Genomic DNA, 24,356 nt, shown 5'->3' with positions numbered 1-24,356 from the left:
ACCCGACTCAGCCTTGCCCCTCAAGAATCGCCGTATACCCCTGGCGATAACTCAGGTAACGCGGCACCCAGCCCAACGCCCGGGCGCGGGCATTGCTGCAGCGCTTGCTGCCGGTGCGACGCACGCTGGCATCGTCCGCCCACTCGGTCACCCCCAGGTATTCACGCAGCCAGTCGACCACCTCCGCCAGGGGCGCAGGCGCGTCATCGACCCCTATATAGCAATCCTCCAACGCCTCGCCGCGACGATCCGCCTCAAGCAGGAACCCCAGCAGGCCCGCCGCATCGTCGGCATGAATGCGATTGCCATACAACGGCGGATCAATCGCCACCCGATACCCGCGACGCACCTGGGTCAGCAGCCATTCACGGCCCGGTCCGTAGATGCCGGTGAGGCGCACCCGCGTTGCAGGCAACCCACTGTTCAAGGCCACCTGCTCGGCTTCCAGCATCAAACGGCCTGAGTAGCCAGTGGCCAGGGCCGGCGAATGCTCATCGACCCATTCGCCGCCCTGCTGCTGGTAGACACTGCTGCTGGACACGAACAACAGACGCTTGGGCTGCTGGCCATGCTGCTTGAGCCAGCTCAGCACATGCTGCAGGCCCTCGACATAGGCTGCGCGATACCCCGCCTCGTCATGCTCGGTGGCCGCCGCGCAGTACACCAGATAATCCAGGGGCGCCTGCGGCCAGTCCTTCGGGCATTGCTCGCTGAACAGGTCACCGGCGACGCCAATCACTCCCTGAGGCAGGCGCGACACCGTGCGGCGCAAGCCATAAACCCGCCATTGCTCAGCCAGCAGTTGAGTCGCCAGGCGACTCCCGACATCACCGCAACCGGCGATCAAAACAGAGGGGGAGGACATCAGAAAACTCCTTTCAGAAAGGCCAAGACTAGCCTCGGCTTTGGATGAACGGCTAGCAATCGAGGAAAAATAGTTACTGTATTACTTTTGTTAACAAGAATTAATTGCAATAATAACCGCCCATTTGTTCTCGGCCCAGCGAGGCCTAGAAGGACATTTAACCCTTTCCTCTTCTCAGGTCCGGCCAGCATGACAAGCAATCCACTCTCCGCCTCGCCAACCAAACGCCCAAGCCCACTGCGCGCCGTAAGCGCGGTTGCTGCGCTGCTGTGCAGCCTGCTGCTGGCTCCGACCGCAGCCTTCGCCGACCAGCACGCCCCGGCCACCGCGCCCGCCGCCAGCGCTCCGACCGCCGAACACGCCCAGACCGAGCCGGCAGCCCCCCTGACCACCGCGCCAGCCGCCGACCCGGCCCAGGCCGAAGGCCTTCCGGCAGCGGGCCAAGACACTCCCGAAGTCCTCGAAGCCGACAACAGCCTGGGCATGGCCCACGACCTGTCGCCCTGGGGCATGTATCAGAACGCCGACATCATCGTGAAACTGGTGATGATCGGCCTGGCCATCGCCTCGATCATCACCTGGACCATCTGGATCGCCAAAGGCTTCGAACTGCTGGGCGCCAAGCGTCGCCTGCGCAGTGAAATCGCCGCCCTGAAAAAGGCCACCACCCTCAAAGAAGCCAGCGCCTCCGCCGCCAAGGAGGGCACCCTCGCCCACCTGCTGGTCCACGACGCCCTGGAAGAAATGCGCCTGTCGGCCAACAGCCGTGAGAAAGAAGGCATCAAGGAACGGGTCAGCTTCCGCCTGGAGCGCCTGGTGGCGGCCTGCGGCCGCAACATGAGCAGCGGCACCGGGGTGCTCGCCACCATCGGTTCCACCGCGCCCTTCGTCGGCCTGTTCGGCACCGTGTGGGGCATCATGAACAGCTTCATCGGCATCGCCAAAACCCAGACCACCAACCTCGCCGTGGTTGCCCCGGGCATCGCCGAAGCCCTGCTGGCCACGGCCCTGGGCCTGGTTGCCGCGATCCCGGCGGTGGTGATCTACAACGTCTTCGCTCGCTCCATCACCGGCTACCGCGCCCAGGTGGCCGACGCCTCGGCAGAAGTCCTGCTGCTGGTCAGCCGCGACCTGGACCACCAGCCAGTCGAGCGCTCCACACAACCGCACATGGTGAAAGTGGGGTAATCAGCCATGGGCTTGCATTTGAAAGAAGGCGCAGGCGACGACCTGGCCGAAAACCACGAAATCAACGTCACGCCGTTCATCGACGTGATGCTGGTATTGCTCATCATCTTCATGGTGGCCGCCCCGCTGGCCACCGTGGACATCAAGGTCGACCTGCCCGCCTCCAGCGCCAAACCGGCGCCGCGCCCGGAAAAACCAGTGTTCCTCAGCGTCAAGGCCGACCAGCGCCTGTTCATCGGCGAAGAGGAAGTCAAGGCCGAAACCCTGGGCGCCATCCTCGACGCCCGCACCCAAGGCAAGAAGGACACGACCATCTTCTTCCAGGCCGACAAGGGCGTGAACTACGGCGATCTGATGAGCGTCATGGACAACCTGCGGGCCGCCGGCTACCTGAAAGTCGGCCTGGTCGGACTTGAGACGGCAGCCAAGAAATGATCACGACGCGCCAAAGACTGACGCGTTACAGCGGTAGCCTGGCGGTGGTGCTGGGCGTCCATGCGCTGGCGATCCTCCTCGCCCTCAACTGGTCCAAGCCACAACCAATACCCATTCCGCCCCAGGCCATGGTGGTGGAACTGGCGCCTGCCCCTGTGCCGCCTCCACCGGCACCACCGAAAGTGGTGCCTACGCCACAACCGCCTGCGCCGGTGGAAGAACTGCCGCTGCCCAAGCTCGCCGAAGCGCCGAAACCAACCATTTCGGTGCCCAAGCCGGCCAAGCCAAAGCCCAAGCCACAGCCACCAAAACCCGTGGTCAAGCCCGAGCCGCCCAAGGAAAAGCCTTCCGAGGAAAAGCCCAGCGACGCCCCGGTCACGCCCTCCCCGTCCCAGCAGCCCGCCCCCGCGACCGCTGGTCCGTCACCGGCCCAGGCCGCCGCCAAGGCCAACTGGCAGGGACTGGTGCAGGCGCACCTGGCCAAGCACAAGCGCTATCCGAGCGAGGCTCAACGTCGAGGCAAGGAAGGCACCAACTCCCTGCACTTCGTGGTTGATGCCGAAGGCAAGGTGCTGTCCTACGAGCTGACCAGCCGCTCGGGCAATGCGGATCTGGACCGGGCCACCCTGGACATGATCCGCCGCGCCCAGCCACTGCCCAAACCGCCGGCCGACATGCTCACCAATGGCACCGTGGAAGTCACCGCGCCCTTCAACTACGAAATCGACAGAAGCCGCGGTCGCCGCTGATACCCCGCCAAGGGCACCTGCAAAGGTGCCCTTGGCGTTTGCCCAGCCCGAAGCAGGCATTGGCGGGTGTCGCATTCCACCCTCCGTCTGATAACGTGCGTCTATCGATTGCAGCCGTTATGCTTGGCCGCAACCTCATGGACGCCCGCTATGACCCTCACAGAATTACGCTACATCGTCACCCTCGCCCAAGAGCAGCACTTCGGCCACGCCGCCGAGCGTTGCCATGTCAGCCAGCCGACCCTCTCGGTCGGCGTGAAAAAGCTTGAAGACGAACTCGGTGTGCTGATTTTCGAGCGCAGCAAGAGCGCGGTGCGCCTGACCCCGGTCGGCGAAACCATCGTCGCCCAGGCACAGAAGGTCCTGGAACAGGCCCAGGGCATTCGCGAACTGGCCCAGGCCGGCAAGAACCAGCTCACCGCGCCGCTCAAGGTGGGCGCCATCTATACCGTCGGCCCCTACCTGTTCCCGCACCTGATTCCCCAGCTGCACCGGGTTGCGCCGCAGATGCCGCTGTATATCGAAGAGAACTTCACCCACGTACTGCGCGACAAACTGCGCAATGGCGAGCTGGACGCGATCATCATCGCCCTGCCGTTCAACGAAGCCGATGTCCTGACCCTGCCGCTGTACGACGAGCCCTTCTACGTGCTGATGCCCAGCGGCCACTCCTGGACCAAGAAGGAAACCATCGACGCCAACCTGCTCAACGACAAGAGCCTGTTGCTGCTGGGCGAAGGCCACTGCTTCCGCGACCAGGTGCTGGAGGCCTGCCCGACCCTGACCAAGGGCAACGACGGCGCCAAGCACACCACCGTGGAATCCAGCTCCCTGGAAACCATCCGCCACATGGTCGCCTCCGGCCTGGGCATCTCGATCCTGCCGCTGTCGGCGGTGGACAGCCACCACTACGCCCCCGGGGTGATCGAAGTCCGTCCCCTGACCCCGCCGGTGCCGTTCCGCACCGTAGCCATCGCCTGGCGCGCCAGCTTCCCGCGGCCCAAGGCCATCGAGATCCTCGCCGACTCGATCCGCCTGTGCTCGGTGGCCAAGCCGCCCGCCGCGAGCTAAGCAAGCGCAATGACTGAGCTGTCGAAAGTGCCGGTCACGGCACTCAAGGGCGTCGGCGAAGCCATGGCCGAGAAGCTGGCCAAGGTCGGCCTGGAAAACCTTCAGGACGTGCTGTTCCACCTGCCCCTGCGCTACCAGGACCGCACCCGCGTGGTGCCGATCGGCGCCCTGCGCCCGGGCCAGGATGCGGTGATCGAGGGCACCGTCAGCGGCGCCGATGTGGTCATGGGCAAGCGCCGCAGCCTGCTGGTGCGCCTGCAGGACGGCACCGGCGGCCTGAGCCTGCGCTTCTACCATTTCAGCAATGCCCAGAAAGACGGCCTGAAGCGCGGCACTCGCGTGCGCTGCTACGGCGAAGCCCGCCCCGGGGCCTCGGGCCTGGAGATCTACCACCCGGAATACCGCGCCATCAGTGGCGACGAACCGCCGCCGGTGGACCAGACCCTGACCCCCATCTACCCGCTGACCGAGGGCCTGACCCAGCAGCGCCTGCGCCTGCTCTGCCAGCAGAGCCTGGCCCTGCTCGGCCCCCGCAGCCTGCCGGACTGGCTGCCGGAGGAACTGGCCCGGGACTATCAACTGGCGCCCCTGGACGATGCGATCCGCTACCTGCATCACCCGCCGGCAGACGCCGATGTCGATGAGCTGGCCCTCGGGCACCACTGGGCCCAGCACCGCCTGGCGTTCGAGGAACTGCTGACCCACCAGCTGTCCCAGCAACGCCTGCGCGACAGCCTGCGCTCCCAGCGCGCCCCAGTGCTGCCGCTGGCCCGGAACCTGCCGGCCAAGTACCTGAAGAACCTCGGCTTCGCTCCCACGGGCGCGCAACAACGGGTCGGCAACGAAATCGCCTACGACCTGAGCCAGCCGGAACCCATGCTGCGCCTGATCCAGGGCGACGTCGGCGCCGGCAAGACCGTGGTCGCCGCCCTCGCCGCCCTGCAGGCCCTGGAAGCCGGTTACCAGGTGGCGCTGATGGCGCCCACCGAGATCCTCGCCGAGCAGCACTTCATTACCTTCAAGCGCTGGCTCGAACCCCTGGGCCTGGAAGTCGCCTGGCTGGCGGGCAAGCTCAAGGGCAAGAACCGCGCGGCAGCCCTGGAACAGATCGCCGGCGGCGCGCCCATGGTGGTGGGCACCCACGCCCTGTTCCAGGACGAGGTGCAGTTCAAGAACCTGGCCCTGGTGATCATCGACGAACAGCACCGCTTCGGCGTCCAGCAGCGCCTGGCCCTGCGCCAGAAAGGCGTCGGCGGCCGCCTGTGCCCGCACCAGCTGATCATGACCGCCACTCCGATTCCGCGAACCCTGGCGATGAGCGCCTACGCCGACCTGGACACCTCGATCCTCGACGAACTGCCCCCGGGTCGCACGCCGGTCAATACCGTGCTGGTCACCGACAGCCGCCGCGTCGAGGTGATCGAACGGGTGCGCGCCGCCTGCGCCGAAGGGCGCCAGGCCTACTGGGTCTGCACCCTGATCGAAGAATCCGAGGAGCTCACCTGCCAGGCCGCCGAAACCACCTTCGAAGACCTCTCCAGCGCCCTGGGCGAACTGCGCGTGGGGCTGATCCACGGCCGCATGAAACCGGCGGAGAAAGCCGCGGTGATGGCCGAGTTCAAGGCCGGCAACCTGCAACTGCTGGTGGCCACCACGGTGATCGAAGTCGGGGTCGACGTGCCCAATGCGAGCCTGATGATCATCGAGAACCCGGAACGCCTGGGCCTGGCACAGCTGCACCAGCTGCGCGGCCGGGTCGGGCGCGGCAGCGCCGCCAGCCACTGCGTGCTGCTCTACCATCCACCGCTTTCACAAATCGGTCGCCAGCGCCTGGGCATCATGCGTGAGACCAACGACGGTTTCGTCATCGCCGAAAAGGACCTGGAACTGCGCGGCCCCGGGGAAATGCTCGGCACCCGCCAGACCGGTCTCTTGCAGTTCAAGGTCGCCGACCTGATGCGCGACGCCGACCTGCTGCCTGCGGTACGCGATGCCGCGCAGGCTCTGCTGGAGCGCTGGCCGGACCACGTCAGCCCGTTGCTGGAACGCTGGCTGCGCCATGGCCAGCAATACGGCCAAGTGTGAACCACCACTCAGTTAGTGAACCCTCGCTATAACCAAGCTGGTTATACTCGTCAAATTGTAGAAAAACGGATACCAGACCATGACAGAAGTTGCCCTCGACATTGCAACCCCACACGCTCCGTCTGTTATCCGGTTGCTGCTCGGCAAGCTGGCCATCAGCTACAACGAAGTGCTCGACCAACCGGGTCTGCCGGCTGCGCGCAAGGTCCAGGCGGTGCTGCTGGACGACGCCGTCGGCGCGCTGATGGTGCTGTTCCCGCAGAGCCAGCTACTGGACCTCAACCGCCTCGCCGAACTCACCGGCCGCCGTCTCACCGCAGTGTCCACCGAACGCCTGGAGCGCATGCTCGGCAAGCACAGCCTGAGCCTGTTGCCCGGCCTGCCGGCGCTCACCAGCTCGCCGTGCCTGTACGAAGAAAGCCTGCTGCGCGAACCCAGCCTGCTGATCAATTCCGGCGAACCCGGGGTGCTCCTGGAAATCACCAGCGAAGCCTTCAAGAGCATGCTCAACAAGGCCAGCGCCGGGCATTTCGGCGAGCCCCTGAGCAGCATCCGCCCCAACCTCGACCGCCCGGACGATGACCGCGAGGAAATCACCCAGGCCATGCAGGCCTTCACCGCGCGGCGCATCCAGCAGCGCCTGGAAGCCACCATCGAGATCCCGCCGCTGGCGGAAACCGCGCAGAAGATCATCAAGCTGCGGGTCGACCCCAACGCCACCATCGACGACATCACCGGCGTGGTGGAAACCGACCCGGCCCTGGCCGCGCAGGTCGTGAGCTGGGCAGCCTCGCCCTACTACGCCTCGCCGGGCAAGATCCGCTCGGTGGAAGACGCCATCGTCCGCGTGCTGGGCTTCGATCTGGTGATCAACCTGGCGCTGGGCCTGGCCCTGGGCAAGACCCTGAGCCTGCCCAAGGACCAGCCGCAACAGGCCACGCCCTACTGGCAGCAATCGATCTACACCGCGGCAGTGATCGAGGGCCTGACCCGCGCCATGCCTCGCGCCCAGCGTCCGGAAGCCGGCCTGACCTACCTCGCCGGCCTGCTGCACAACTTTGGCTACCTGCTGCTGGCCCACGTGTTCCCACCGCACTTCTCGCTGATCTGCCGGCACCTGGAGGTCAACCCGCACCTGTGCCACAGCTATGTCGAGCAGCACCTGCTGGGCATCAGTCGCGAACAGATCGGCTCCTGGCTGATGCGCTACTGGGACATGCCGGACGAGCTGTCCACCGCCCTGCGCTTCCAGCACGACCCGAGCTACGACGGCGCCTTCGCCGAATACCCCAACCTGGTGTGCCTGGCGGTGCGCCTGCTGCGCAGCCGGGGCATCGGTTCCGGTCCCCACGAAGAGATCCCCGACGCCCTGTTCGAGCGCCTGGGCCTGAGCCGCGACAAGGCCGAAGACGTGGTGAGCAAGGTACTGGAAGCGGAAGTGCTGCTGCGCGAACTGGCTTCGCAGTTCAGCCAGGCCTGAGCCCATTCGCCGGCAAGCCGGCTCCTACACCCGACTTGTAGGAGCCGGCTCGCCGGCGAAGCCCCACCCTCAAGCCTTGGGCTTGGCCTTTTTCGGTTTCAAATACTTGGTCAGGCCCTGGAACCAGATCACCAGCGCCGGGTTGCCCTTGATCTGAATCGACTTGTCCTGAATCCCGGTCATGAACGCCAACTGCTTGTTCTTCGCCTGCATCGTGGCGAAGCCGTAGGCGGCATCCTTGAAGGCAATGGCGAACGCAGGCTCCGGGTAGAACCCCGAGCGGCTGGTAATGCGCTGGTCCTTGACGAAGAAATGCCGAGCAACCTTGCCGTCAAGGGTCTGCAGCTGGAACACCAGCTCCTTGTCGCCCAACTGTTGCTGGAAAGCGGGATTGTTGCGGCTGGCCTTGCCCATCAACAGGCCAAGCATCCAGAGAAGAAAACGAAATTTCATGCACGGCGCCTCAGTGGAATTATTGGGTGGCCGGCGCAGTTTAACCTGTAACGTGAAGAGCGCCAGTCGATCTGGCCAATTACTCGGAGATCGACTGGCGTTCAACGCTTATCGCGACATCTTGTCAGACAATCACTGACTCAGACGTTAGGGCAAGGCACCGGTGCCCAGTCACCCAGGTCCGGGTTCTTGCACATGCTGTTGACCTGGGTCTGGCCGGTGGTAGCGACCTTGTTGCTCTCGGCCTGCTTGGTCTTGGCCTGCTGGATCGACTTCTCGGTGCTCACCGCTTCGGCCGGCACGCTCGGCAGCTTGGGTTGCTTGACCTTCTGCGCCGGCTGCTTCTTCTTGCCACCGCTGGTGGTGGTCACCGGAGTGGTATCGGCGGTGGCCACCTTGACCACGTCGGTACGCTGCACGCCCACCTGCTGCAGATCCTGCTCGTAGGCCTGGTTGTACTTGTTCAGGTCTTCGCTGGCCCGGCCGTTCACCGCAGCGATCAGGTCGTTGGACTCTTTCAGGCCGCTGACGATTTCCGCCAGGCGCTTGCGCCCTTCCACGTCATTGATGCTGTTGGCCTTGCGCGCGCTGATCAGGCTGTCGAAGGCACGCTGGTAGCAGGTTTGCGAGGCACGGGCGTAGGCGGTGCTGCGGTCGATGTCGGCCGCGCTCTTGTTGACGTCGGTGGCGTAGGAAGCGATGCGCTGATTGTCGTCGGCGATCTGTTTCTGACGCTCGGTGTAGTAACCGGCGGCGCCACCGGCCAGGGCACCGCCTGCGGCACCGATGGCGGCGTTGCGGCCACGGTGGTCGCCGTCACCGGTCAGGGCACCGAGCAGGGCGCCACCGGCGGCGCCCAGGGCGGCGCCGGTCACCACCGACTTGGTCATGTCCGAATCGGTGGCACGCAGGTGCTGTACCGGTTCGTAGCAGCTCGGGTAGTACTCGACCTTGGTGGTCGAGGCGACCTTGGACACCGGAGAGGTCGCGCAACCGGTCAATACGGTGCTGAACCCGGCGGCAACCAACAGCAGGTGACGCTTGGATGTTGAAGCAAATGGCTTGCGGGAAAAAAGCATGTTGATGATCTCGATTAGTGTTGACCTACTCGGCACGACACCAGGTCGCCCGAGCTCCTCCAGGCTCGACAGACAGCGGCCGGTCATGACTTCTGACCGGTCGATGCGAGCAGTTCCTTCAAAATCGTCGCCGGGTCGGCTCGCCGTTTCTGGCGATAATCCCCGACATGGCGGACGAATAACGTAGCGCGCGTCACCAGGCTCTTGCCGAGCACCGGCTTGCGATTGAGCTCTTCCTTGATCCGTTGAAATTGCGCCTGGATCACCGCGTCGGTGTAACGGGCGCCCGTGGCCAAGTTGTCGATGTAGATCGCCACCGCCCCGTCCAGCGCGCTGCGGCCGTTGTCGATGGCTTCGGCGAACAGCTTGGCGCTGGGTTCGTCCTTGGCATCGATGGCCTGCTGCTGGCTCTTCTTCAGGTTGGTCAGGCGGATGTTGTAGTTGTTGACGGTTTCAGCCACCAGCGCCGCGGACTGGATCAGGTTGCCGGCCGCCTCCTCGCGCTGCTGGGCGATCAGCGAAACGTTGCGCTTGAGCTCTTCATTGACCAGCCCCAGCTCCGCCTGCAGGCGCGGGTCGACACTGGTGGCAATGATGCTGTCCAGGCGCTTGGTGGGGTCCTGGGCTTCGTCGATGGCATCGGTCAGGGACGCCAGGCGACCCTCCTTCTGCCACTGGGCGAACAGTTCCTTGTAGCGCGAACGCGGGGCTGACAAGGCGCCGATGGCCACCCGGAAGCCCGTGGTTTCGTTGCTCTGCTCAGTGCCGTCGGCACCGAACAGCGGGTACTCGCGGCGCATCCCGGTGAACAGCGTGCCCTCGCCTTCCAGGTAGTTGCCGCCCTTGACCACGAAGCCGCCGTAGGTGCCCTGGCGGCGCCCGGCACGCACCAGCTGGAAGGACTCCTGGACCATCTCGGCGGCGTTGCCGATCACGTCGAACATACCGATGGGGTTGGGCAGCTTGGTGCCGATCGGCATCAGGCGCGCCGCCTGACCGGTGCCGCCGGCCACCTGGTTGAACACCGCCCAGTCCGCCAGCGGGCCGTCTTCCTCGCTGCCCTCCACACGACGCGGGAACAGCCGGCCCTCCAGCTCCTGGCGACTGACGGCCTGGCCGCCGCGAGCGGCGTACTCCCATTCGACTTCGGTGGGCAGGCGCACGAACCCCAGGCCACCGTCTTCCGAGGAACTGCCACGGCCGCTGACCGGCAGCAGGTCACGGTGATGCTTCATCAGCCAGGCGCTGTACACCGCGGCAAAACGCTCGGCCTCGAAACGCGACAGCTTGACCTTGGGCAGGCGCCCCTGCAGGCCGTCCGGCGCCTCGCAGGCCGGGGCCGGTTCGCCGCTGGCCAGGGACTGGGCCTGAGCCATGACCTGGGCGTACTGGCGGGCGGTGACTTCGTACTTGCCGATGAAATACAGCATCGGCTTGAGGGGCACCCCGCTGCCGGTTTTCGGCAAGGCCGGGCCGATGGTCTTGCCCCAGGCCGCAGGCAGGTCCTTGAGGGTGAACTGACCGTTGATGTAGTCCCGGCGATAGCCGGAAATGAACGACTGCTGATAGCCGCTCTCGCCTTCGCTGAAGGGGTAGCCGAGGTTGACCTCGCGGTCGTCCAGGGTGCCCTGGGCCAGCACGTAGACGTAGCGGAACACCATCTCGCCGTCACAGGGCAAGGGCAGGCTGACGTCGTCCGCCAGGGGCTTGGGATTGTCCATCTTGTTGCCGGGCTCTTCGGCCCACACGGCGCCGGCCAGGGTCATGGCCAGCACGGTGCCGATCAACTTATACATCGCGAATTCCTTCACAGGCTTCAATGCGCGACACCCGCCAGCCGCCCAGCGCCGCGGCCAGGGTGCTGACGCCCAGTGTCGCCAACAGGGCCAGCCCGTAATGGGCCGGCAGCAAATGACTGGCGTACTCGCCGGGCACCTGCATGAACAAATGATTCAGCCCGGCCTGGGCCAGGCCATACAGGGCGCCACTCAACAGCGCCGCAAGCCCGGCGCTGTACAGCGCCTGGGCCACCACGAACAGCAGCAGCGCGCCGGTGGAAAACCCCAGCAGGCGCAGCACCGACAACTCCCGACGCTTGCGCTCCACCGCCGCCAGGGCCCCGGCGAAGATCGCCGCGAAGGCACCGGCCAGGGCCAGCCCGGCGATCACCCAGAAGACGATGGACAGGTTGCGACTCAAGGACTGCACCTGGGCGATGGTCTGCGCCTGGGTCGCCACCAGCAGGCCGCGCTCGGCGAAATACAGCCGCAGCGGCTCGACGTCATCCAGATCGCGGGCATACAGGCGAAACGCCGGGTAGACCCGCTGCGCGGACGCGGCCTGGGCCTCGCCGAGCCAGCCCAGGGCCGCCACGGCGCGACCGTCGCGGTAATCCTCAGCGGCCTCCAGCAACGCCAGCGGAGCGAACAGCGCGTCCCGGGCAAAGGCTTCCAGGGGCAGGATGCCTTCCACCTGGACCCGGGTCCGCTGCACCTCGCTGCGCCCCGCCACCTGCCGACCAAAGCTCGCCTGCAGCCAGTCCCCCGGCCGCACCCCGAGCTTCTCGGCGGCGGTGCGGCTGAGCAGCACGCCGTTCATGCTCCGGGGGGTGGACAAGCGCCCGAGCAACGGGTCGCCCACGGCGGTCGGCACCATCTCCACGGTCAGGCCGATATCCCCGGTGCCCCGGGACAGGTCCGCGGTGGCGGCAATCTGCCGGGTGCGCGGCAAGGCGAAGGCCACGTCCGGGCGCTGGCCCAGCTCGGCAATGAACTGGGCGCTGAAGCGTCCGCCGCCCAGGGGAATGATCTCGCGCACCGCCGGGTCCTGTTCCAGGCGCTCGGTGAGGCTGGTGACCAGCCCGAACTTGAGCCCGAACAGCACCAGCAACGGCGCGATCACCGCCACCAGGGCCAGCACCGAGCAGGCCGACAGCCAGGCGTCGGCGCGGTAGTCCTGCCAGGCCAGTGCCGCGGTCAGAGAGGCACGCATCAGCAGGCCTCCCCCAGGGTCGCGGTGACCCCGCCGTCGGCATCGCGCCGGCAGGCAATACGCCGCACCTGCAGACCGTTGGCCCGGGCCAGCACCTCATCGTGGGTGGCGATCACGCAGCACACCCCCTGATCGCGGGATTGCTGCACCAGCAGTTGCATCACTCTTTGCGCGTTCAAGGGGTCCAAAGCCGCCGTCGGCTCATCCGCCAGCAACACCTGCGGGCCGTGGGCCAGGGCTCGGGCGCAACTGACCCGCTGGCGCTGGCCCACCGACAGGGCGGCGGGCTTCTTGTGCAGTTGATCGGCGATCTCCAGGCGTTCGGCCAGGCGCCGGGGAATGCCGTCGTCGGCCAGCCCCAACAGTTTGCGCGGCAGGCCGATATTCCCGCGCACATCGAGAAAGCCCAGCAGGCCGCCGGTCTGCAGCACATAGCCCAGGTGCCGGCTGCGCAATTGCGCCAGGGCACTGTGACCCGCGTCGCGCCAGATCCCGAGGATGTCGATGGGGTCTCTGGCCGGGGCGAATTCAAAACGCGCCGCCGAATCCGGCGCCAGCACCAGGGCCAGCAGATCGAGCAGCGTGCTCTTGCCACAGCCGCTGGGGCCGACCACCGCCAGCTGGTCGCCCGCGCGCAGTTGCAGCCGGGGGATCTCCAGGCTGTAGCGTTGGCGACCCTCGCCGCGGCTCTTGCGTACCTGCGCCAGATCGAGCATCACGGCAGCGTCGACAACGGAACGCGGTACAGGGCATCACCCGGCTCGGCATCGCCGAAGCGCACCCAGTTGGCCAGGTCGTTGTGGAAGGTTTCGTAGAGGCGGATCTTCGAATCCAGCTCGTCGATGAAATCTTCCTGCTCGGCGACGCTCAACGACAGCCACAGGTCCTGGGTCATGTTCAGCGACTTGCTGCGGTACGGCAGGCCTTCCAGGTATTCGCCGAGCACGCCGCCGTCGGCCAGGTTGCCGCCCTTGCGCAGGGCCGACGGGTCGCGGCTCATGTAGGCACTGGCGCTGGCGATTTCCTGGAAGAAATCCTTGGGCGAGGTCTGGGTCTTGCGCGCCGCGTCGACGATCAGTTTCAGCGACTGCTGCAAGTCGTTGAGCTGCAACTTGGTGAGCATCACGCAGACCTGGAACGCCGGCAGCGCCGGGTTGGTCAGGTCGCGGTCGGCGGTCCAGGCGCTGACCAGCTGCGGCGCCTGACTTGCGGATTTACGACCGAGAAAATCCATGTGCATGGCGTAGCCGATGGCTGCCGATTTCTGCGCGATGCTCGGCGCCGCCGCCAGCAGCGGGACTTCCTGGTGCTGGTTGCTGCGCACCTGATGCACCAGGTCGGCGAACACCGTGCCGATCTCGTCGACCCGCTCGCCGAACTTGCGCACATCGCCGCCGGGCACCGGAATGTACAGGTCGCCGATCTTCGGGTTGGCGTCGGCGGTCAGCACCCGGTACTGGGTTTCCGCCTGGGCGTGGTTCTTCTTGCCGGCATCGGTGCGCAGGTGCAGGGCGTAGATCTTGATCTGCTTGCCCAAAGCCGCCTGGCGCACCTCCGCCTCGTTCATCTGGGTACGGCTGTAGGGATCGTTCTTGCGCAGGGCCCCGGCATCGCTGACCAGCAGGATCAGGCGACCGCCATAGCCCTTCCAGTCCATGCCTTCCACCGCCTGCATCACGCCGGCGAAGGCGTCTTCGTTGAACGAGTGGCTGGAGACGTTGGTGGCCTTGACCTGGCTCACCAGTTCCTGGAAGCGCTGCGGGTCGCGGCCCTGGTCCAGGGTCACCAGGGTCTTGGTCACGTACTCCAGGCCCGGGGTCTTGCTGGTGTTGTTGCGAAAGCCCACCAGGCCGAAGCTGACGCTGTCCAGCTCGCCGCGCTCGGCGATCTTGCTCTGCAGCTCGTGCACCACGTCGCGCACCTGATCGATGTACGGCTGCATCGACACCGAGGTGTCCACCACCAGCACCACCGCCGTGCGGAAGGCATCGGCGGCCGCCGGCGGGCTGTTCGCCGGCAGCGGCTTGCCGCTGCTGTCGCTGATGCTCTGCGGGCTGTTGCCCGGATCGATCGAGGCGACGTTGAGCAACTGCACCGGCTGGCCGTTCTCGTCGAAGCTTTCCTTGGAATCGAAGATCGGCAGCAGGTAGAACTGGTCCTGGGGCACCGCGCTGGCATTGGGTTCCAGGGCCAGCACCTGCTGCTCGTCCTGGGGATTCTTCTGCGCCCTGAGCAGCAGGTTCTTGGCCGCCGCCGGGTCCGCCAGCAGGCGCTCCAGCTCGCTGGCCTGGCGCACGAACATCACCGGCGCGCGGCCGGAACGTTCGGTGAATTTCAGCACCAGGCTCTGCTTCCAGTCGCTGACCTGCTCGGCCGGCAGCCAACCGGCGCTGCGTCCATCGCTGGCGGCGCCCAGGCGCAGCCAGGAGCGGCCGTCGAGGTTCTTGCGCTGGTACACGTAAAGCACCGAGAACGCCGGCACCGGCTTGTCCGGCGTGGCCCCCGGCGCGCTGGAGAAACTCGCCCCCGGCTTGCTCAGCACCCGCTGGAACAGGGTCTTCTTGCCCGGCATCAGCAGCGGCCGCTGGCCGCCATCGACATCCGCGGCCAGCGCCTGCTCCACCGGCGGTGCCACCACGGCAGGCGGGGTGCCGACCGTGGCCGGGCTCTTGGGTTGCGGCGCCGGGCTGTCGCCGGACAACCACCAGTAACCGCCCCCCGCCACGGCCAGGGCCACCGCCACGGCAACCCCGGCCAGGGCCAGCAGCGGGCCGCGGCGCTGTTCGGACGCCCCGCTGCCGGCTGGCGGCAGGTTGGACGCGCGCGGCGGCACTGGCGGTTCCTGGGGCGGCTCGCGGCGCGGCGCCGGTTGGGGCGCCGGCGCCTGTTGCGGAATCTCGATCGACACCGGGGTCAGCCCGGCCAGGTCGTGGCTCTGAGTTACAGGCTGAGTTACAGGCTGAGTTACAGGCTGGGGGGCAGCCTGAGGGGGCAGCGGCAACGGCTGGATCAGCGTCGCCTCGACCTCGGCCGTCTCCGGCGGCAGGTTGTCCAGGGCCGCCAGCAAGGCCGCCGCGTCCGGGTAACGTTCCGCCGGGTCCTTGGCCAGCAGCTTGCGCAGGATGTGCTGGTAGCGCCCGTGGTGCAGCGGCAGCTCCGGCAAGGGCTCGGTGAGGTGGGCCAGGGCCGTGGACAGCGCGTCGGTGCCGTTGTACGGCAACTCGCCGACCAGGATTTCATACAGCACCACCCCCAGGGCATACAGGTCGGCGCGACCGTCGATGTCCTGGCCACGGGCCTGTTCCGGGCTCATGTAGCTCGGCGTGCCCACGGCAAAACCGGCCTGGGTGAACTGGGTGCGGTCGTCCAGCGACTTGGCAATGCCGAAGTCCGAGAGCACCGCCGTGCCATCGGCGCGGAACAGGATGTTGGCCGGCTTCACATCACGGTGCACCAGCCCCTGGGCGTGGGCATAACCCAGGGCCGAGGCGATCTGGCGGATGTAGGTCAGGCCCTGCTCCGGGGTCAGCCCGGCGGCGATGCGCTCTTTCAGGGTGCCGTTGGGCAGGTACTCCATGGCCATGTAGTACAGCTCGCCGACATTGCCGATGTCGTGGATGGTCACGGTGTGCGGGTGCGACAGCCGCGCCAGGGTCTTGCCCTCGCGCAAGAAGCGCTCGCAGAAGCTCGGGTCGGCGGCCAGCGCCGCGGCCATCACCTTGAGCGCCACCTTGCGCTCAAGCGAACGCTGGGTCGCCAGGTACACGCTGGCCATGGCGCCTTCGCCAATCTCGCCCTGGATGTCAAAGCCGGGAATCAGAATGTCCATGGTCAGTGTCCTGCGGCCTTGATCACGATGGCGGTGATGTTGTCCGGCGCGCCCCGGGTCAGGCCCAGGTGGATCAGGCTGCGCACCACATCGTTGGGCTCGCTGTGGCTCAGCACGTCGCGCAGTTCGAAGTCTTCGGCGGTCTTGTTCAGGCCGTCGCTGCACAGCAGGAAGGTGTCGCCGTCCTGCACCTGCAGGTCGACCTGGGACAGCTGCAGCTGGGCTTCGACGCCAATCGCCCGGGTGACGATATTGGCCCGCGGATGCACCCGCGCCTCGGCCTCGCTGAGCAGGCCGCTGTCCTGCAGGTCCTGGACGTAGCTGTGGTCCCGGGAAATGCTTTCCAGCTGCTCGTCCCGCAGCCGGTACAGGCGACTGTCGCCGGCCCACAGGCACACGCCGCGAGCGCCGCGCACCGCCAGCAGGACCACGGTGCTGCCCATCATGGTCACCCCGCGATTGGCGGTTTCCTCGCGCACCGCGGCGTTCACCGCGGCCAGGCCATTGCGCAGCGCGGCGACGTACTGCTCCAGGCTCTCGGCCGCCGGCACCGCCCGCAGGCTGTCGACGATCAGGCTGCTGACATAGTCCCCGGCGGCGTGCCCACCCATGCCGTCGGCCACCAGCCACAGGCCGGTTTCCGGGGCTTCGAGCCAGGCGTCTTCGTTGATTTTCCGCACCATGCCGACATGGCTGTAGCTGGCGGACTGGTAGGACAGTTGCGGCGCAGAACCCATTTAGACGGCACCCTCTTGTCCGAGCAAAAATTGCGCAAATTCATTGGTCGGCGGCAGGCCCTGGCAGCGCAACAGCATCGGGCTGATGTCCTGCGAACCGCGCCCCCACCAGGCACTCGATCCCGCACAGGCCTGGGCCGCGAGTACCGCGCCCCGGGCCTGTGGATCGCTGACGTAAAACCGCTGCAGGCCGGCGTAGTGGCTGCCTTCGATCCGGCTGGCCGGGCTTGGCGCGCCCAGGGCCTGCAAGCCCTCTTCCAGGGCCTCGAAACGGGCGCCCTCTTCCAGGGTCGCCAGCAACAGCTCTTCCACCTGTTCGAACCACTGCTGCGGGCCGCTGATCAACGAAGCCAGGTCAGCCTCGGGCGCCAGCAGCGCGGCCACGGTCAGGGGGAAATAACGCCCCACCCGATCGATGCTCGGCATCACCACGCCCACCGCCGCCTGGGGCCCGCAGACCCCGGGGGCCAGGGCAAAACGCCACAGCGGGCTGACCAGGTAGGCGTTGAGCCACTGTTCGCCCAGGGCGTTCTGGCTGGCCAGCAGACCCGCCGCCAGCCAGCTGTCCCAAGGGCCGATAAAACTCTGCGGCAGGCCACGGCTGACAAAATCGCCGCGGCTGGCCAACTTGCCGTACAGGCCGACCACCGTCATAGCCGCTCCGGCAGGCTGAAGCCGCTGAGCACCCGGCTCTTGAACGGGTTGAAGGCACTGCTGGCGCGCAGCTCGTAGGAAATGCTCGCGCCATCCACCCGCAGCCGCAGGTTGAAGCGGTCCGGCGAATTGGTCGCGGTCAGGTCCGATTGCTCCAGCAGGCGGAACCAGGCCCAGGGGCCGTCCAGGGTCACCCCGGAACGCCCGGTGGGCGACGGCGGCATGATCGACAGGCGCACCACGCCGATGCTTCCCGGGTTCGGCCACTGCATGGCCACCGGCCGGCTCGGGCCGTGGTCGTAGCTCAATTGCTGGCCGTCCAGGTCGAGCAGGAACTGGCTGATGTTGGCGTCCATGGCCACCGGCTTGAGCTCGAAACGCACCGCTGGCTGCGTACCGCCGCTGGAGCGGAAGAACGCATCGCGGATGTTCGCCGCGCGCTGGAAGGTTTGCAGCACACCGGGGGAGATCCCCAGTTTCTGCGCCGCCCCCGGCTGCCAGCTCCAGGTGCTGGTCGAGGTGTTGACGTAAGGCTGCAGGTACTTGCGGAAGTAGTTGTCCATCACCCCGCCGGTGCCGAAGAACTGCCCGAAGTCTTCCAGGGTCGCGTCCCGCGAGCTGCCCGGCGACAGCGGATAACGCCCGCTCAGGGACTGGCGATAGACGTTCACCACTTCGCTGACCCAGGCCGCATTCAGTTGATTGCGCACCCCGCCCATCATGGTGTTGGTGGTGGAACCGACCACCGACTTGACCAGCCCCTGGACCAGCGGCGGCTGACGCTCGGCGGTCAGGCTGACCCGCGCCGCCGCGGCGCTGGCCTGGTTCTTGGCCTCGCCCAGCAGCGCGTCGCCGCTGGCCCCGACCATGGCGCTGACCTGCACGTACAGGGCGTTCATGTCCGCCAGCAGGCCGTCGATGGCCGCCGGCTCGCCCTCGCCCTTGCTCACCAGGCTGTTGAGCTCGGCAAAGTGCGCGCTGACCGGGTCTTCGCTGCTGGCCACGGCCGCCGGATTGCCCGCCTGCTCTTGGCCCAACAACGAACCCAGGCGCTGCTTGAGCTGATCGACACCGCCCTCGACCTTCTGGCCCTGGGCCGCCAACAGGCGTTCTTCCTGTTGCAGGTCGGTTTCCTTGGCCACCGCCACCAGCAGTTTCTTCAGCGGCGAAGTGGGCCCGGACAGCACCCGCAGCACGTCCGCGGCCTGGGCCACGCTGGTGATCGGCACAAAGTCGATGTCCGCCAGCAAGGCGTCCCACTGGCGCAGGTAGTCCTGGAAGTACAGGCGGCGCACGTCGGCGGCGAGGCTGGCGACGTTCTGCTGGTCGGCCTGATCGCGGCCCAGCACCCACTGCTCTTCGGCCAGGGTGCCGGCCTGGTTGAGGCTGGCCAGGAGGAAGCCCTGGCGGTAGCCCTTGGCGGTGAACAGCCCGCTCAGGGGTTCGCTCAACGGCTTGCCGCTCTTGCGGGTGAACACCAGCGCCGCGTCGCGGCCACCGGCTTCGCTGAGGCGGAAGTCCGGCACACCGTCCGGCAGCTTGGCGCGCTTGACCCGGTCATACACGCGCTGGGCCACCGGCAGCTGTTGCAACTGGCGGCGCAGGTCGTCGATCAGGCGCTGGTCCAGCCGCGCATTGGGTGGCTGTTTTTCGAACAGCGCCTGCAGGTGCCCGGTCAGGGCCTGACGCTGGTCCGGCGGCAGATCGCGGGCCAGGGTGCGGTCCCAGTCCAGGGTGATCCAGGCCTTGATGAAGTCCGGGTCGTAATGCTCGCTGTCCGCCAGCATCAGGTAGGCCTTGAGCCCCTCGTAGAGGAAGTCCGAGTTGCCGCCGCTGTGCAGCTGCTCTTCGATGCGGGTCATCAAACGCGGGGCGAATACCGCCACCAGCAGCTTGCGATAGACGCTGGCGGCCTCGGCTTCGAGCATGTCGCCCTGATACAGGCCCAGGCCCTCGGCCCAGCCCGGTGCGTCGCCGGCCAGATGACGGGTGGCGTTGAGCAGCGGCAGCACCGCCAGCACATCGCGCTGGGCCGAGCTGAGGTTCTGCACATCCTGGCGCACCGGCGCGACCCGCTGGTCGACCTGGGCGATGTAGGCCTGGTTGGCCCGGTAGCTGATGATCCACAAGGTGCTGACCACCAGCACCAGGGCCACGGTGGCCGCCAGGGCGCCCCGGGCGATCCATTTGCGCCGCCGCTCGACCTTGGGGTTGACCCCCACCAGCCCGCGCTCGGCAAAGGCCACCGCGCTGAACAGTTTTTCGATGAAGTAGCTGCGCCCGGTGCCGGTCTGCCGCGCCAGATGCTGGCGGTCCAGGTTCATGCTCTGGGCCATGGCGCCGATCAGCCGGTCGATGGGGCTGCCTTCCTGGGTGCCGCTGGTGAAATACACCCCGCGCAGCAGCACCCGCTCTTCGAAGGCGTTGGGTTTGAACACGCCTTCGAGGAAGCCCTGCAAGGACTCCTTGAGCGCGGCGAATTGCTGCGGGAAGCCATAGATCAGGTCACGCCGCGCCGGGTCGCGTTCCTGTTGCAGGCGCTCCACCAGACGCTCGTTGAGGCGCTGCTCCAGGGCCGCCAGTTCCGCCGGCAGTTGGGCCAGGGGGCTGTCGCCGCTCTTGCCGTCATCCAGGGCGAAGGTCATGCCCCAGACCTGGGCCCGCTCTTCCTTGCTCAGGGAATCGAAGAACTCCATGAAACCCGGCACCAGATCGAGCTTGGTGAGCATCAGGTAGATCGGGAAGCGCACCCCCAGCTGGGTGTACAGCTCCTGGATCCGCAGGCGGATCGCCGCGGCATGAGCCGCGCGCTCCGCTTCGCTGCCCAGCAGCAGGTCGGAAAGGCTGATGGCAACAAAAGCCCCGTCGATCGGCCGCCGCGAGCGCTGGGTTTTCAGCAGGTCGAGAAAGCCCAGCCAGGCCGCCTTGTCCACCGTGGCGTGGCTGTCCTGGGTGGTGTAGCGCCCGGCGGTATCGAGCAATACCGCCTGATCGGTGAACCACCAGTCGCAGTTGCGGGTGCCGCCCACGCCGCGCACGGCGCCAGCGCCCAGCTGCGCGGCCAGGGGGAAATGCAGGCCGGAATTGACCAGCGCGGTGGTCTTGCCCGAGCCCGGCGGGCCGATGATCACGTACCACGGCAGCTCGTAGAGGTTGCGCCGCTCGTCACCGCCGAGCTTGGCCTTCTTCAACAGCGCCAGGGCTTCGTCCATGCGCTGGCGCAGGGCCGCCAGTTCTTCGGCGGTGGCCACGCTGTCCGGGTCCGGCGGGGTATCGGCGGCCAGGCTCTGCAACACCTTGGCCGCGTGCCGGCGGGCCTGGATGATGCGAAACACCCGGTAACCGATCCACAGCGCGAAGATCACAATGATCAACGCCCAACGCCGGCCTTCCGGCACCAGGAACTCCAGCAGCGGGCCAATGAACCAGATGATCAGGCTCAGGGCGATCAGCCCCAGCAGCGGGATCACCCAGCGAATCACAAAACTGAAAAACGCCTTCACTCGACCCCCTCCGCCAATAGGCTGATTTCGACCCGACGATTACGCGCCCGCCCTTCGGCGGTGGCGTTGCTGGCCAGCGGCTCGGTGTCGCTGCGGCCTTCGGCGCTGAAGCGCTCCGGCTGGCCGGTCTTCGCCGCAAGGATCTGCAGCACCGACTCGGCGCGGGCCTGGGACAGTTTCCAGTTGGATGGGAAGCGCAAGGTGGCGATCGGTCGGTTGTCGCTGTGGCCAGTGATGCGCACCTGGCCCTTGACCTTGCGCACCGCGTCGGCGATGCGCAGCATCAGCGGCTGGTAGTCGTCGAGGATGCTGGCGCTGGCCGAGGCGAACAGCTCGTCGCCACGGATGGTCACCACCGAACGGTCGACGGCGTCTTCCACCGCCACCCGCCCGGCCTTGATGTCTTCGGCAAGAAAGCCCGCCAGGCGCGGACGCTCGACGATCTTCGGCTGGATCACCGGGCGGTCCAGGGTCTGCACCGGGATCTCGCCCAGGGCATGGATGTTCTTGAACACCGGCTCGGCGTCCGCCGCCAGCTTCAGGCGCAGGCCGAACAGCAGCGCTAGCAGCAGCGCCACGCCAATGGCGATGCCGACCCAGGGCGGCATGAACTGGGCCAGCCGGTCACGGGCCACGCTGACCCCGCGCCAATGCGGCGACAGCTCGCGCTCATGCTCGCCACGGGCACTGCGAATGGTCGCCGCGGTGCGCTCGCGCAGGGCTTCGAGCTGGCTGCGGCCGTCGATCATCACCCGATAGCGGCCTTCGAAACCCAGGCACATGCACAGGTACAACAGCTCCAGCAGGTACAGGCGCTCGCGCGGGCTTTGCAGGCAGTGTTCCAGCAACTGGAAGACCTTCTCGCCGCCCCAGGCTTCGTTGTGCACGGTGATCAGCAGGCTCTGCTTGCCCCAATCGCTGGTGCTGCCCCAAGGGGTGCTGAGCACCGCTTCATCCAGGGCGGTGCACAACGCATAGCGCGCCAGCAGCACGTCGTTGCGCGGCACGCCGGCGGCTTCCGCGCGCTCTTCGAACTGGCGCAGGTAGGCCAGCAACTGCGCCCGCAGGCTGGCCGGCGCCGGGTGCGCCAGGGTGCTGCGCAGCCGGGTCAGCAAGGCCAGCAGCGGACCGGCGGCGCTTTCCAGCGGGTTCAGGCCCCGAGCCTGACCGGCCGGCAGCGGCGCCGCCGGCATCGCCAATGAAGGCGACGGCGCGGTCGCCGGACGCCCGGACTCGGGCGCGCGGCCACCGGGGCGCGGCATGAATTGGGTGCGGTCATTGGCCGGGGACGGCTGCCCTGCCGAATCGTCGAAAGGATGCATCGCGACTTATCCTCGAATGGCCCAGAAGGCCAGGTTCAAGCCCGGGAATTCCCCGGCGACGTGGAACGCGAAGCCGCCGGAATGAACCAGTTGCTTCCAGTGCTCGCTGCCACGGTCCAGCTCGTAGTAGGTGGAGCCCGCGTGATACGGCAGTTGCCGCGGCGCCACCGGCAGCGGCAGCAGGCCGATGCCCGGCAGCTGCAGGTTGACCAGATCGCGGATGTGCTCCACCGAGCCGACCTTGCTCTGCTGGGCGAAACGCCCGCGCAGGGTCTCCCCGGGCACGTCGGCGCGCACCACCAGGATGAAGCTGGCGCTCTCCAGCAAGGTGCGGTCGGCCAGCATCGCCACGTGCACGCCGTAGGCTTTCTCGACGATCGGGATCGGCGTCGCCTTGCTGTCGATCAGCATCGACAGCGCTTCGCGCAGGGCCTGCATCACCGGGGCGAAGCTCAGGGCCAGCTCGTCGTGCTGGTACTGCGGGAATTCGGCCGGGCGCCGCGCCGTGATGTTGGAGAAGGTCGAGAACTCACCGGCCAGGCTCACCAGCTCGCTGTACAAGCGCTCGGGGTGCAACGGGCTGATCTGGTTCAGGTGGCTGACCAGCGGCTGGGCGCGGTTGACCAGTTGCAGGAGCATGAAGTCGGCGATTTCCGAGGCGCCACCGGCGCCCGACGCCACCACCCGGCCAGCCAGGGCCTCGCCACGCTGGTGCAGCAGGCCCAGCAGCTCGCTGCGAAAGGCACTCAAGGGTTTGGACGCGGCCACGTCCAGCAGCGGCGGGATGTAGCTGTCATCCAGCACCAGGGCGCGGTCGGCGCGCTTTTCCTTGATCCGCACCACGCCGATGGCGGCGTAGTCGCTCAGGCCGTCCGCGGCCGTGAGCAGGCGCAGGGCCCGGGAGCCCACGGTCACCGGCGCACGGTTTTCGAACGGCGCGTTGTCGTCGCGCACTTCGCGCACTTGGCTCAGGTAGCGGGCGCCGCCCAGCTCCTCGCCTTCGCCCACGGTATCCCGGGCACCGGCGCGCTTGAGCGGCAGCGCCAGGTACACCAGGCCGTCGCGCAGGTGGTCGTCGATGCTCAGCGGGCTCGGTGCGAGGTCGTCATGGGGGATGTTGAACGGCGTGCCGTCGGGCAGCAGGCCACGGGCGCTGACGATGGCCAGCTTGCCCTGGGCCAGCAGGCCCTGATCGACCCGCAGTTCGGAAAAGCCCCAGGCCCCCGCCGACAACGGACGGCTGCGGGCGTCGATGAGGTTTTCCAGGTAACGGTCATGCTGCTGGAAGTGCTGGGTTCCAATGAACATGCCTTCCGACCAGACCACGCGATTGTTCCAGGACATGGTTGCTCCGATTGCCTATTGGGCAGGGCTGGATGGGGACGCCGCGAGCTCGGCGCTGACTGCGCGGACATCGAGGCCAATCTGATAGCTGTTGTTCAGGTGCGAGGCGGTATTGACGCTGACCCGCCACAGGGCCTGGTCCACTTCGCGATAGCCCACCAGCAGGCCGACCTGACGGGTGGCCGGGTCCAGGGTGCGCTTGAGGCTGAACTGGTCGCCGGGCTTGACCAGCACTTCGTCCTGGTCGATCAGGTCCGGGCCGAGGGTGGCCGGGGCCCGCTCCGCCAGGGCGAAGTAGTCGGCGCGCATGAAGGTGGCCGGGTTCTTCAGTTCGAAGATCCGCACCCGCACCGGCGTGCCCTGGCCGTCAGGGCCGGGGTTGAGTCCGGCCACCGCCTGGAAATGCAGCTCCACGGTGGTGGCGCCCGGCTGGGGTTCCTTGGCCGGCTCGGCAGGCGCCGGGGCGTCCTTGGCACAGGCCGCCAGTACCAGCATGGCGACCAATGTCAGCAATCGTTGAATCATCCTGCGTCCTCAATGACGTATCAGCTGTCCGTGTATCCGTGGGTTC

19 protein-coding genes are annotated in these 24,356 nt (G+C 67.1%); 6 read left to right on the top strand and 13 right to left on the bottom strand.

The window, feature by feature from the left end; all coding sequences use genetic code 11:
• Positions 1-7 precede the first annotated feature (7 nt).
• The gene (locus GWQ44_RS06545; protein ID WP_016963806.1) at positions 8-865 is read right to left on the bottom strand and encodes an NAD-dependent epimerase/dehydratase family protein; all 858 of its coding nucleotides are present in this window, start codon (positions 863-865) and stop codon (positions 8-10) included.
• 189 nt (positions 866-1,054) lie between these two features.
• Here GWQ44_RS06545 and exbB point away from each other — a divergent pair, with 189 nt between their 5' ends.
• The 6 genes from exbB (at position 1,055) to GWQ44_RS06515 (ending at position 7,873) form a co-directional block, all read left to right on the top strand.
• Positions 1,055-2,053 (top strand): tonB-system energizer ExbB, encoded by a 999-nt coding sequence (exbB, locus tag GWQ44_RS06540; protein ID WP_275926917.1) that lies wholly within the window; start codon positions 1,055-1,057, stop codon positions 2,051-2,053.
• 6 nt (positions 2,054-2,059) lie between these two features.
• A complete protein-coding gene (exbD, locus tag GWQ44_RS06535) occupies positions 2,060-2,488 on the top strand; it encodes a TonB system transport protein ExbD (RefSeq protein WP_016963705.1) in 429 nt (142 codons plus the stop codon).
• Positions 2,485-3,237 carry an energy transducer TonB gene (locus GWQ44_RS06530; protein ID WP_016963704.1) on the top strand — a complete coding sequence of 251 codons (753 nt, stop codon included), beginning with the start codon at positions 2,485-2,487 and terminating at the stop codon, positions 3,235-3,237. Before exbD ends, GWQ44_RS06530 begins: the two co-directional genes overlap by 4 nt.
• A 150-nt stretch (positions 3,238-3,387) precedes the next feature.
• Positions 3,388-4,308, top strand: coding sequence for a hydrogen peroxide-inducible genes activator (locus GWQ44_RS06525; protein WP_016963703.1), 921 nt, complete (start codon positions 3,388-3,390; stop codon positions 4,306-4,308).
• A gap of 9 nt (positions 4,309-4,317) precedes the next feature.
• Positions 4,318-6,393, top strand: a complete 2,076-nt coding sequence (recG, locus tag GWQ44_RS06520; protein ID WP_060844966.1) for an ATP-dependent DNA helicase RecG — start codon at positions 4,318-4,320, stop codon at positions 6,391-6,393.
• A 79-nt stretch (positions 6,394-6,472) separates the two neighbouring features.
• Positions 6,473-7,873: an aminoacyl-tRNA deacylase and HDOD domain-containing protein gene (locus tag GWQ44_RS06515; protein WP_275926916.1), complete on the top strand. Its 1,401-nt coding sequence runs from the start codon at positions 6,473-6,475 to the stop codon at positions 7,871-7,873.
• A 69-nt stretch (positions 7,874-7,942) separates the two neighbouring features.
• Here GWQ44_RS06515 and GWQ44_RS06510 read toward each other — a convergent pair whose 3' ends face one another.
• From GWQ44_RS06510 to tssJ, 12 genes are all read right to left on the bottom strand, one after another.
• Entirely contained in the window at positions 7,943-8,326 is a 384-nt protein-coding gene (locus tag GWQ44_RS06510) for a hypothetical protein (RefSeq protein ID WP_042940722.1), read from the bottom strand.
• A 140-nt stretch (positions 8,327-8,466) separates the two neighbouring features.
• Positions 8,467-9,405 (bottom strand): type VI secretion system-associated lipoprotein TagQ, encoded by a 939-nt coding sequence (tagQ, locus tag GWQ44_RS06505; protein ID WP_060841728.1) that lies wholly within the window; start codon positions 9,403-9,405, stop codon positions 8,467-8,469.
• Between the two features lie 83 nt (positions 9,406-9,488).
• On the bottom strand, positions 9,489-11,216 hold the full coding sequence (locus GWQ44_RS06500; RefSeq protein WP_275927064.1) for an SUMF1/EgtB/PvdO family nonheme iron enzyme: 1,728 nt from the start codon (positions 11,214-11,216) through the stop codon (positions 9,489-9,491).
• Positions 11,194-12,396, bottom strand: a complete 1,203-nt coding sequence (locus tag GWQ44_RS06495) for an ABC transporter permease (RefSeq protein ID WP_275926915.1) — start codon at positions 12,394-12,396, stop codon at positions 11,194-11,196. The genes GWQ44_RS06500 and GWQ44_RS06495 overlap by 23 nt, the downstream gene beginning before the upstream one ends.
• Entirely contained in the window at positions 12,396-13,112 is a 717-nt protein-coding gene (locus tag GWQ44_RS06490; RefSeq protein WP_047306626.1) for an ABC transporter ATP-binding protein, read from the bottom strand. The genes GWQ44_RS06495 and GWQ44_RS06490 overlap by 1 nt, the downstream gene beginning before the upstream one ends.
• The gene (locus GWQ44_RS06485) at positions 13,112-16,225 is read right to left on the bottom strand and encodes a serine/threonine-protein kinase (RefSeq protein WP_275926914.1); all 3,114 of its coding nucleotides are present in this window, start codon (positions 16,223-16,225) and stop codon (positions 13,112-13,114) included. The genes GWQ44_RS06490 and GWQ44_RS06485 overlap by 1 nt, the downstream gene beginning before the upstream one ends.
• A 2-nt stretch (positions 16,226-16,227) precedes the next feature.
• The gene (locus GWQ44_RS06480) at positions 16,228-16,962 is read right to left on the bottom strand and encodes a protein phosphatase 2C domain-containing protein (RefSeq protein WP_016963872.1); all 735 of its coding nucleotides are present in this window, start codon (positions 16,960-16,962) and stop codon (positions 16,228-16,230) included.
• On the bottom strand, positions 16,963-17,616 hold the full coding sequence (gene tagF / locus GWQ44_RS06475; RefSeq protein ID WP_047306634.1) for a type VI secretion system-associated protein TagF: 654 nt from the start codon (positions 17,614-17,616) through the stop codon (positions 16,963-16,965). It abuts the gene before it with no gap.
• Entirely contained in the window at positions 17,613-21,119 is a 3,507-nt protein-coding gene (gene tssM, locus GWQ44_RS06470) for a type VI secretion system membrane subunit TssM (protein ID WP_275926913.1), read from the bottom strand. Before tssM ends, tagF begins: the two co-directional genes overlap by 4 nt.
• Positions 21,116-22,441 carry a DotU family type VI secretion system protein gene (locus GWQ44_RS06465; RefSeq protein ID WP_275926912.1) on the bottom strand — a complete coding sequence of 442 codons (1,326 nt, stop codon included), beginning with the start codon at positions 22,439-22,441 and terminating at the stop codon, positions 21,116-21,118. Before GWQ44_RS06465 ends, tssM begins: the two co-directional genes overlap by 4 nt.
• A 6-nt stretch (positions 22,442-22,447) precedes the next feature.
• Positions 22,448-23,785: a type VI secretion system baseplate subunit TssK gene (gene tssK / locus GWQ44_RS06460; RefSeq protein ID WP_275926911.1), complete on the bottom strand. Its 1,338-nt coding sequence runs from the start codon at positions 23,783-23,785 to the stop codon at positions 22,448-22,450.
• Between the two features lie 15 nt (positions 23,786-23,800).
• Complete coding sequence (gene tssJ / locus GWQ44_RS06455) at positions 23,801-24,310, bottom strand: type VI secretion system lipoprotein TssJ (RefSeq protein ID WP_275926910.1); 510 nt, start codon at positions 24,308-24,310, stop codon at positions 23,801-23,803.
• Between the last annotated feature and the right edge of the window lie 46 nt (positions 24,311-24,356).

The organism is Pseudomonas sp. 3MA1, assembly GCF_029237275.1.
Taxonomy (GTDB): Bacteria; Pseudomonadota; Gammaproteobacteria; order Pseudomonadales; family Pseudomonadaceae; genus Aquipseudomonas; species Aquipseudomonas fluorescens_AP.
The sequence above is the reverse complement of the archived record's forward strand: the minus strand, read 5'-3'. Positions and strand labels throughout refer to the sequence as shown.

What these genes read in the sequence shown, in the direction of transcription:
- recG (WP_060844966.1), top strand. Translation starts at nt 4,318, where the DNA reads ATGACTGAGCTGTCGAAAGTGCCGGTCACGGCACTCAAGGGCGTCGGC.
- tagF (WP_047306634.1), bottom strand. Translation starts at nt 17,616, where the DNA reads ATGACGGTGGTCGGCCTGTACGGCAAGTTGGCCAGCCGCGGCGATTTT.
- GWQ44_RS06510 (WP_042940722.1), bottom strand. Translation starts at nt 8,326, where the DNA reads ATGAAATTTCGTTTTCTTCTCTGGATGCTTGGCCTGTTGATGGGCAAG.
- GWQ44_RS06545 (WP_016963806.1), bottom strand. Translation starts at nt 865, where the DNA reads ATGTCCTCCCCCTCTGTTTTGATCGCCGGTTGCGGTGATGTCGGGAGT.
- tagQ (WP_060841728.1), bottom strand. Translation starts at nt 9,405, where the DNA reads ATGCTTTTTTCCCGCAAGCCATTTGCTTCAACATCCAAGCGTCACCTG.
- GWQ44_RS06515 (WP_275926916.1), top strand. Translation starts at nt 6,473, where the DNA reads ATGACAGAAGTTGCCCTCGACATTGCAACCCCACACGCTCCGTCTGTT.
- GWQ44_RS06490 (WP_047306626.1), bottom strand. Translation starts at nt 13,112, where the DNA reads ATGCTCGATCTGGCGCAGGTACGCAAGAGCCGCGGCGAGGGTCGCCAA.
- GWQ44_RS06495 (WP_275926915.1), bottom strand. Translation starts at nt 12,396, where the DNA reads ATGCGTGCCTCTCTGACCGCGGCACTGGCCTGGCAGGACTACCGCGCC.
- GWQ44_RS06485 (WP_275926914.1), bottom strand. Translation starts at nt 16,225, where the DNA reads ATGGACATTCTGATTCCCGGCTTTGACATCCAGGGCGAGATTGGCGAA.
- GWQ44_RS06465 (WP_275926912.1), bottom strand. Translation starts at nt 22,441, where the DNA reads ATGCATCCTTTCGACGATTCGGCAGGGCAGCCGTCCCCGGCCAATGAC.
- tssJ (WP_275926910.1), bottom strand. Translation starts at nt 24,310, where the DNA reads ATGATTCAACGATTGCTGACATTGGTCGCCATGCTGGTACTGGCGGCC.
- GWQ44_RS06525 (WP_016963703.1), top strand. Translation starts at nt 3,388, where the DNA reads ATGACCCTCACAGAATTACGCTACATCGTCACCCTCGCCCAAGAGCAG.
- exbB (WP_275926917.1), top strand. Translation starts at nt 1,055, where the DNA reads ATGACAAGCAATCCACTCTCCGCCTCGCCAACCAAACGCCCAAGCCCA.
- GWQ44_RS06530 (WP_016963704.1), top strand. Translation starts at nt 2,485, where the DNA reads ATGATCACGACGCGCCAAAGACTGACGCGTTACAGCGGTAGCCTGGCG.
- GWQ44_RS06480 (WP_016963872.1), bottom strand. Translation starts at nt 16,962, where the DNA reads ATGGGTTCTGCGCCGCAACTGTCCTACCAGTCCGCCAGCTACAGCCAT.
- exbD (WP_016963705.1), top strand. Translation starts at nt 2,060, where the DNA reads ATGGGCTTGCATTTGAAAGAAGGCGCAGGCGACGACCTGGCCGAAAAC.
- tssK (WP_275926911.1), bottom strand. Translation starts at nt 23,785, where the DNA reads ATGTCCTGGAACAATCGCGTGGTCTGGTCGGAAGGCATGTTCATTGGA.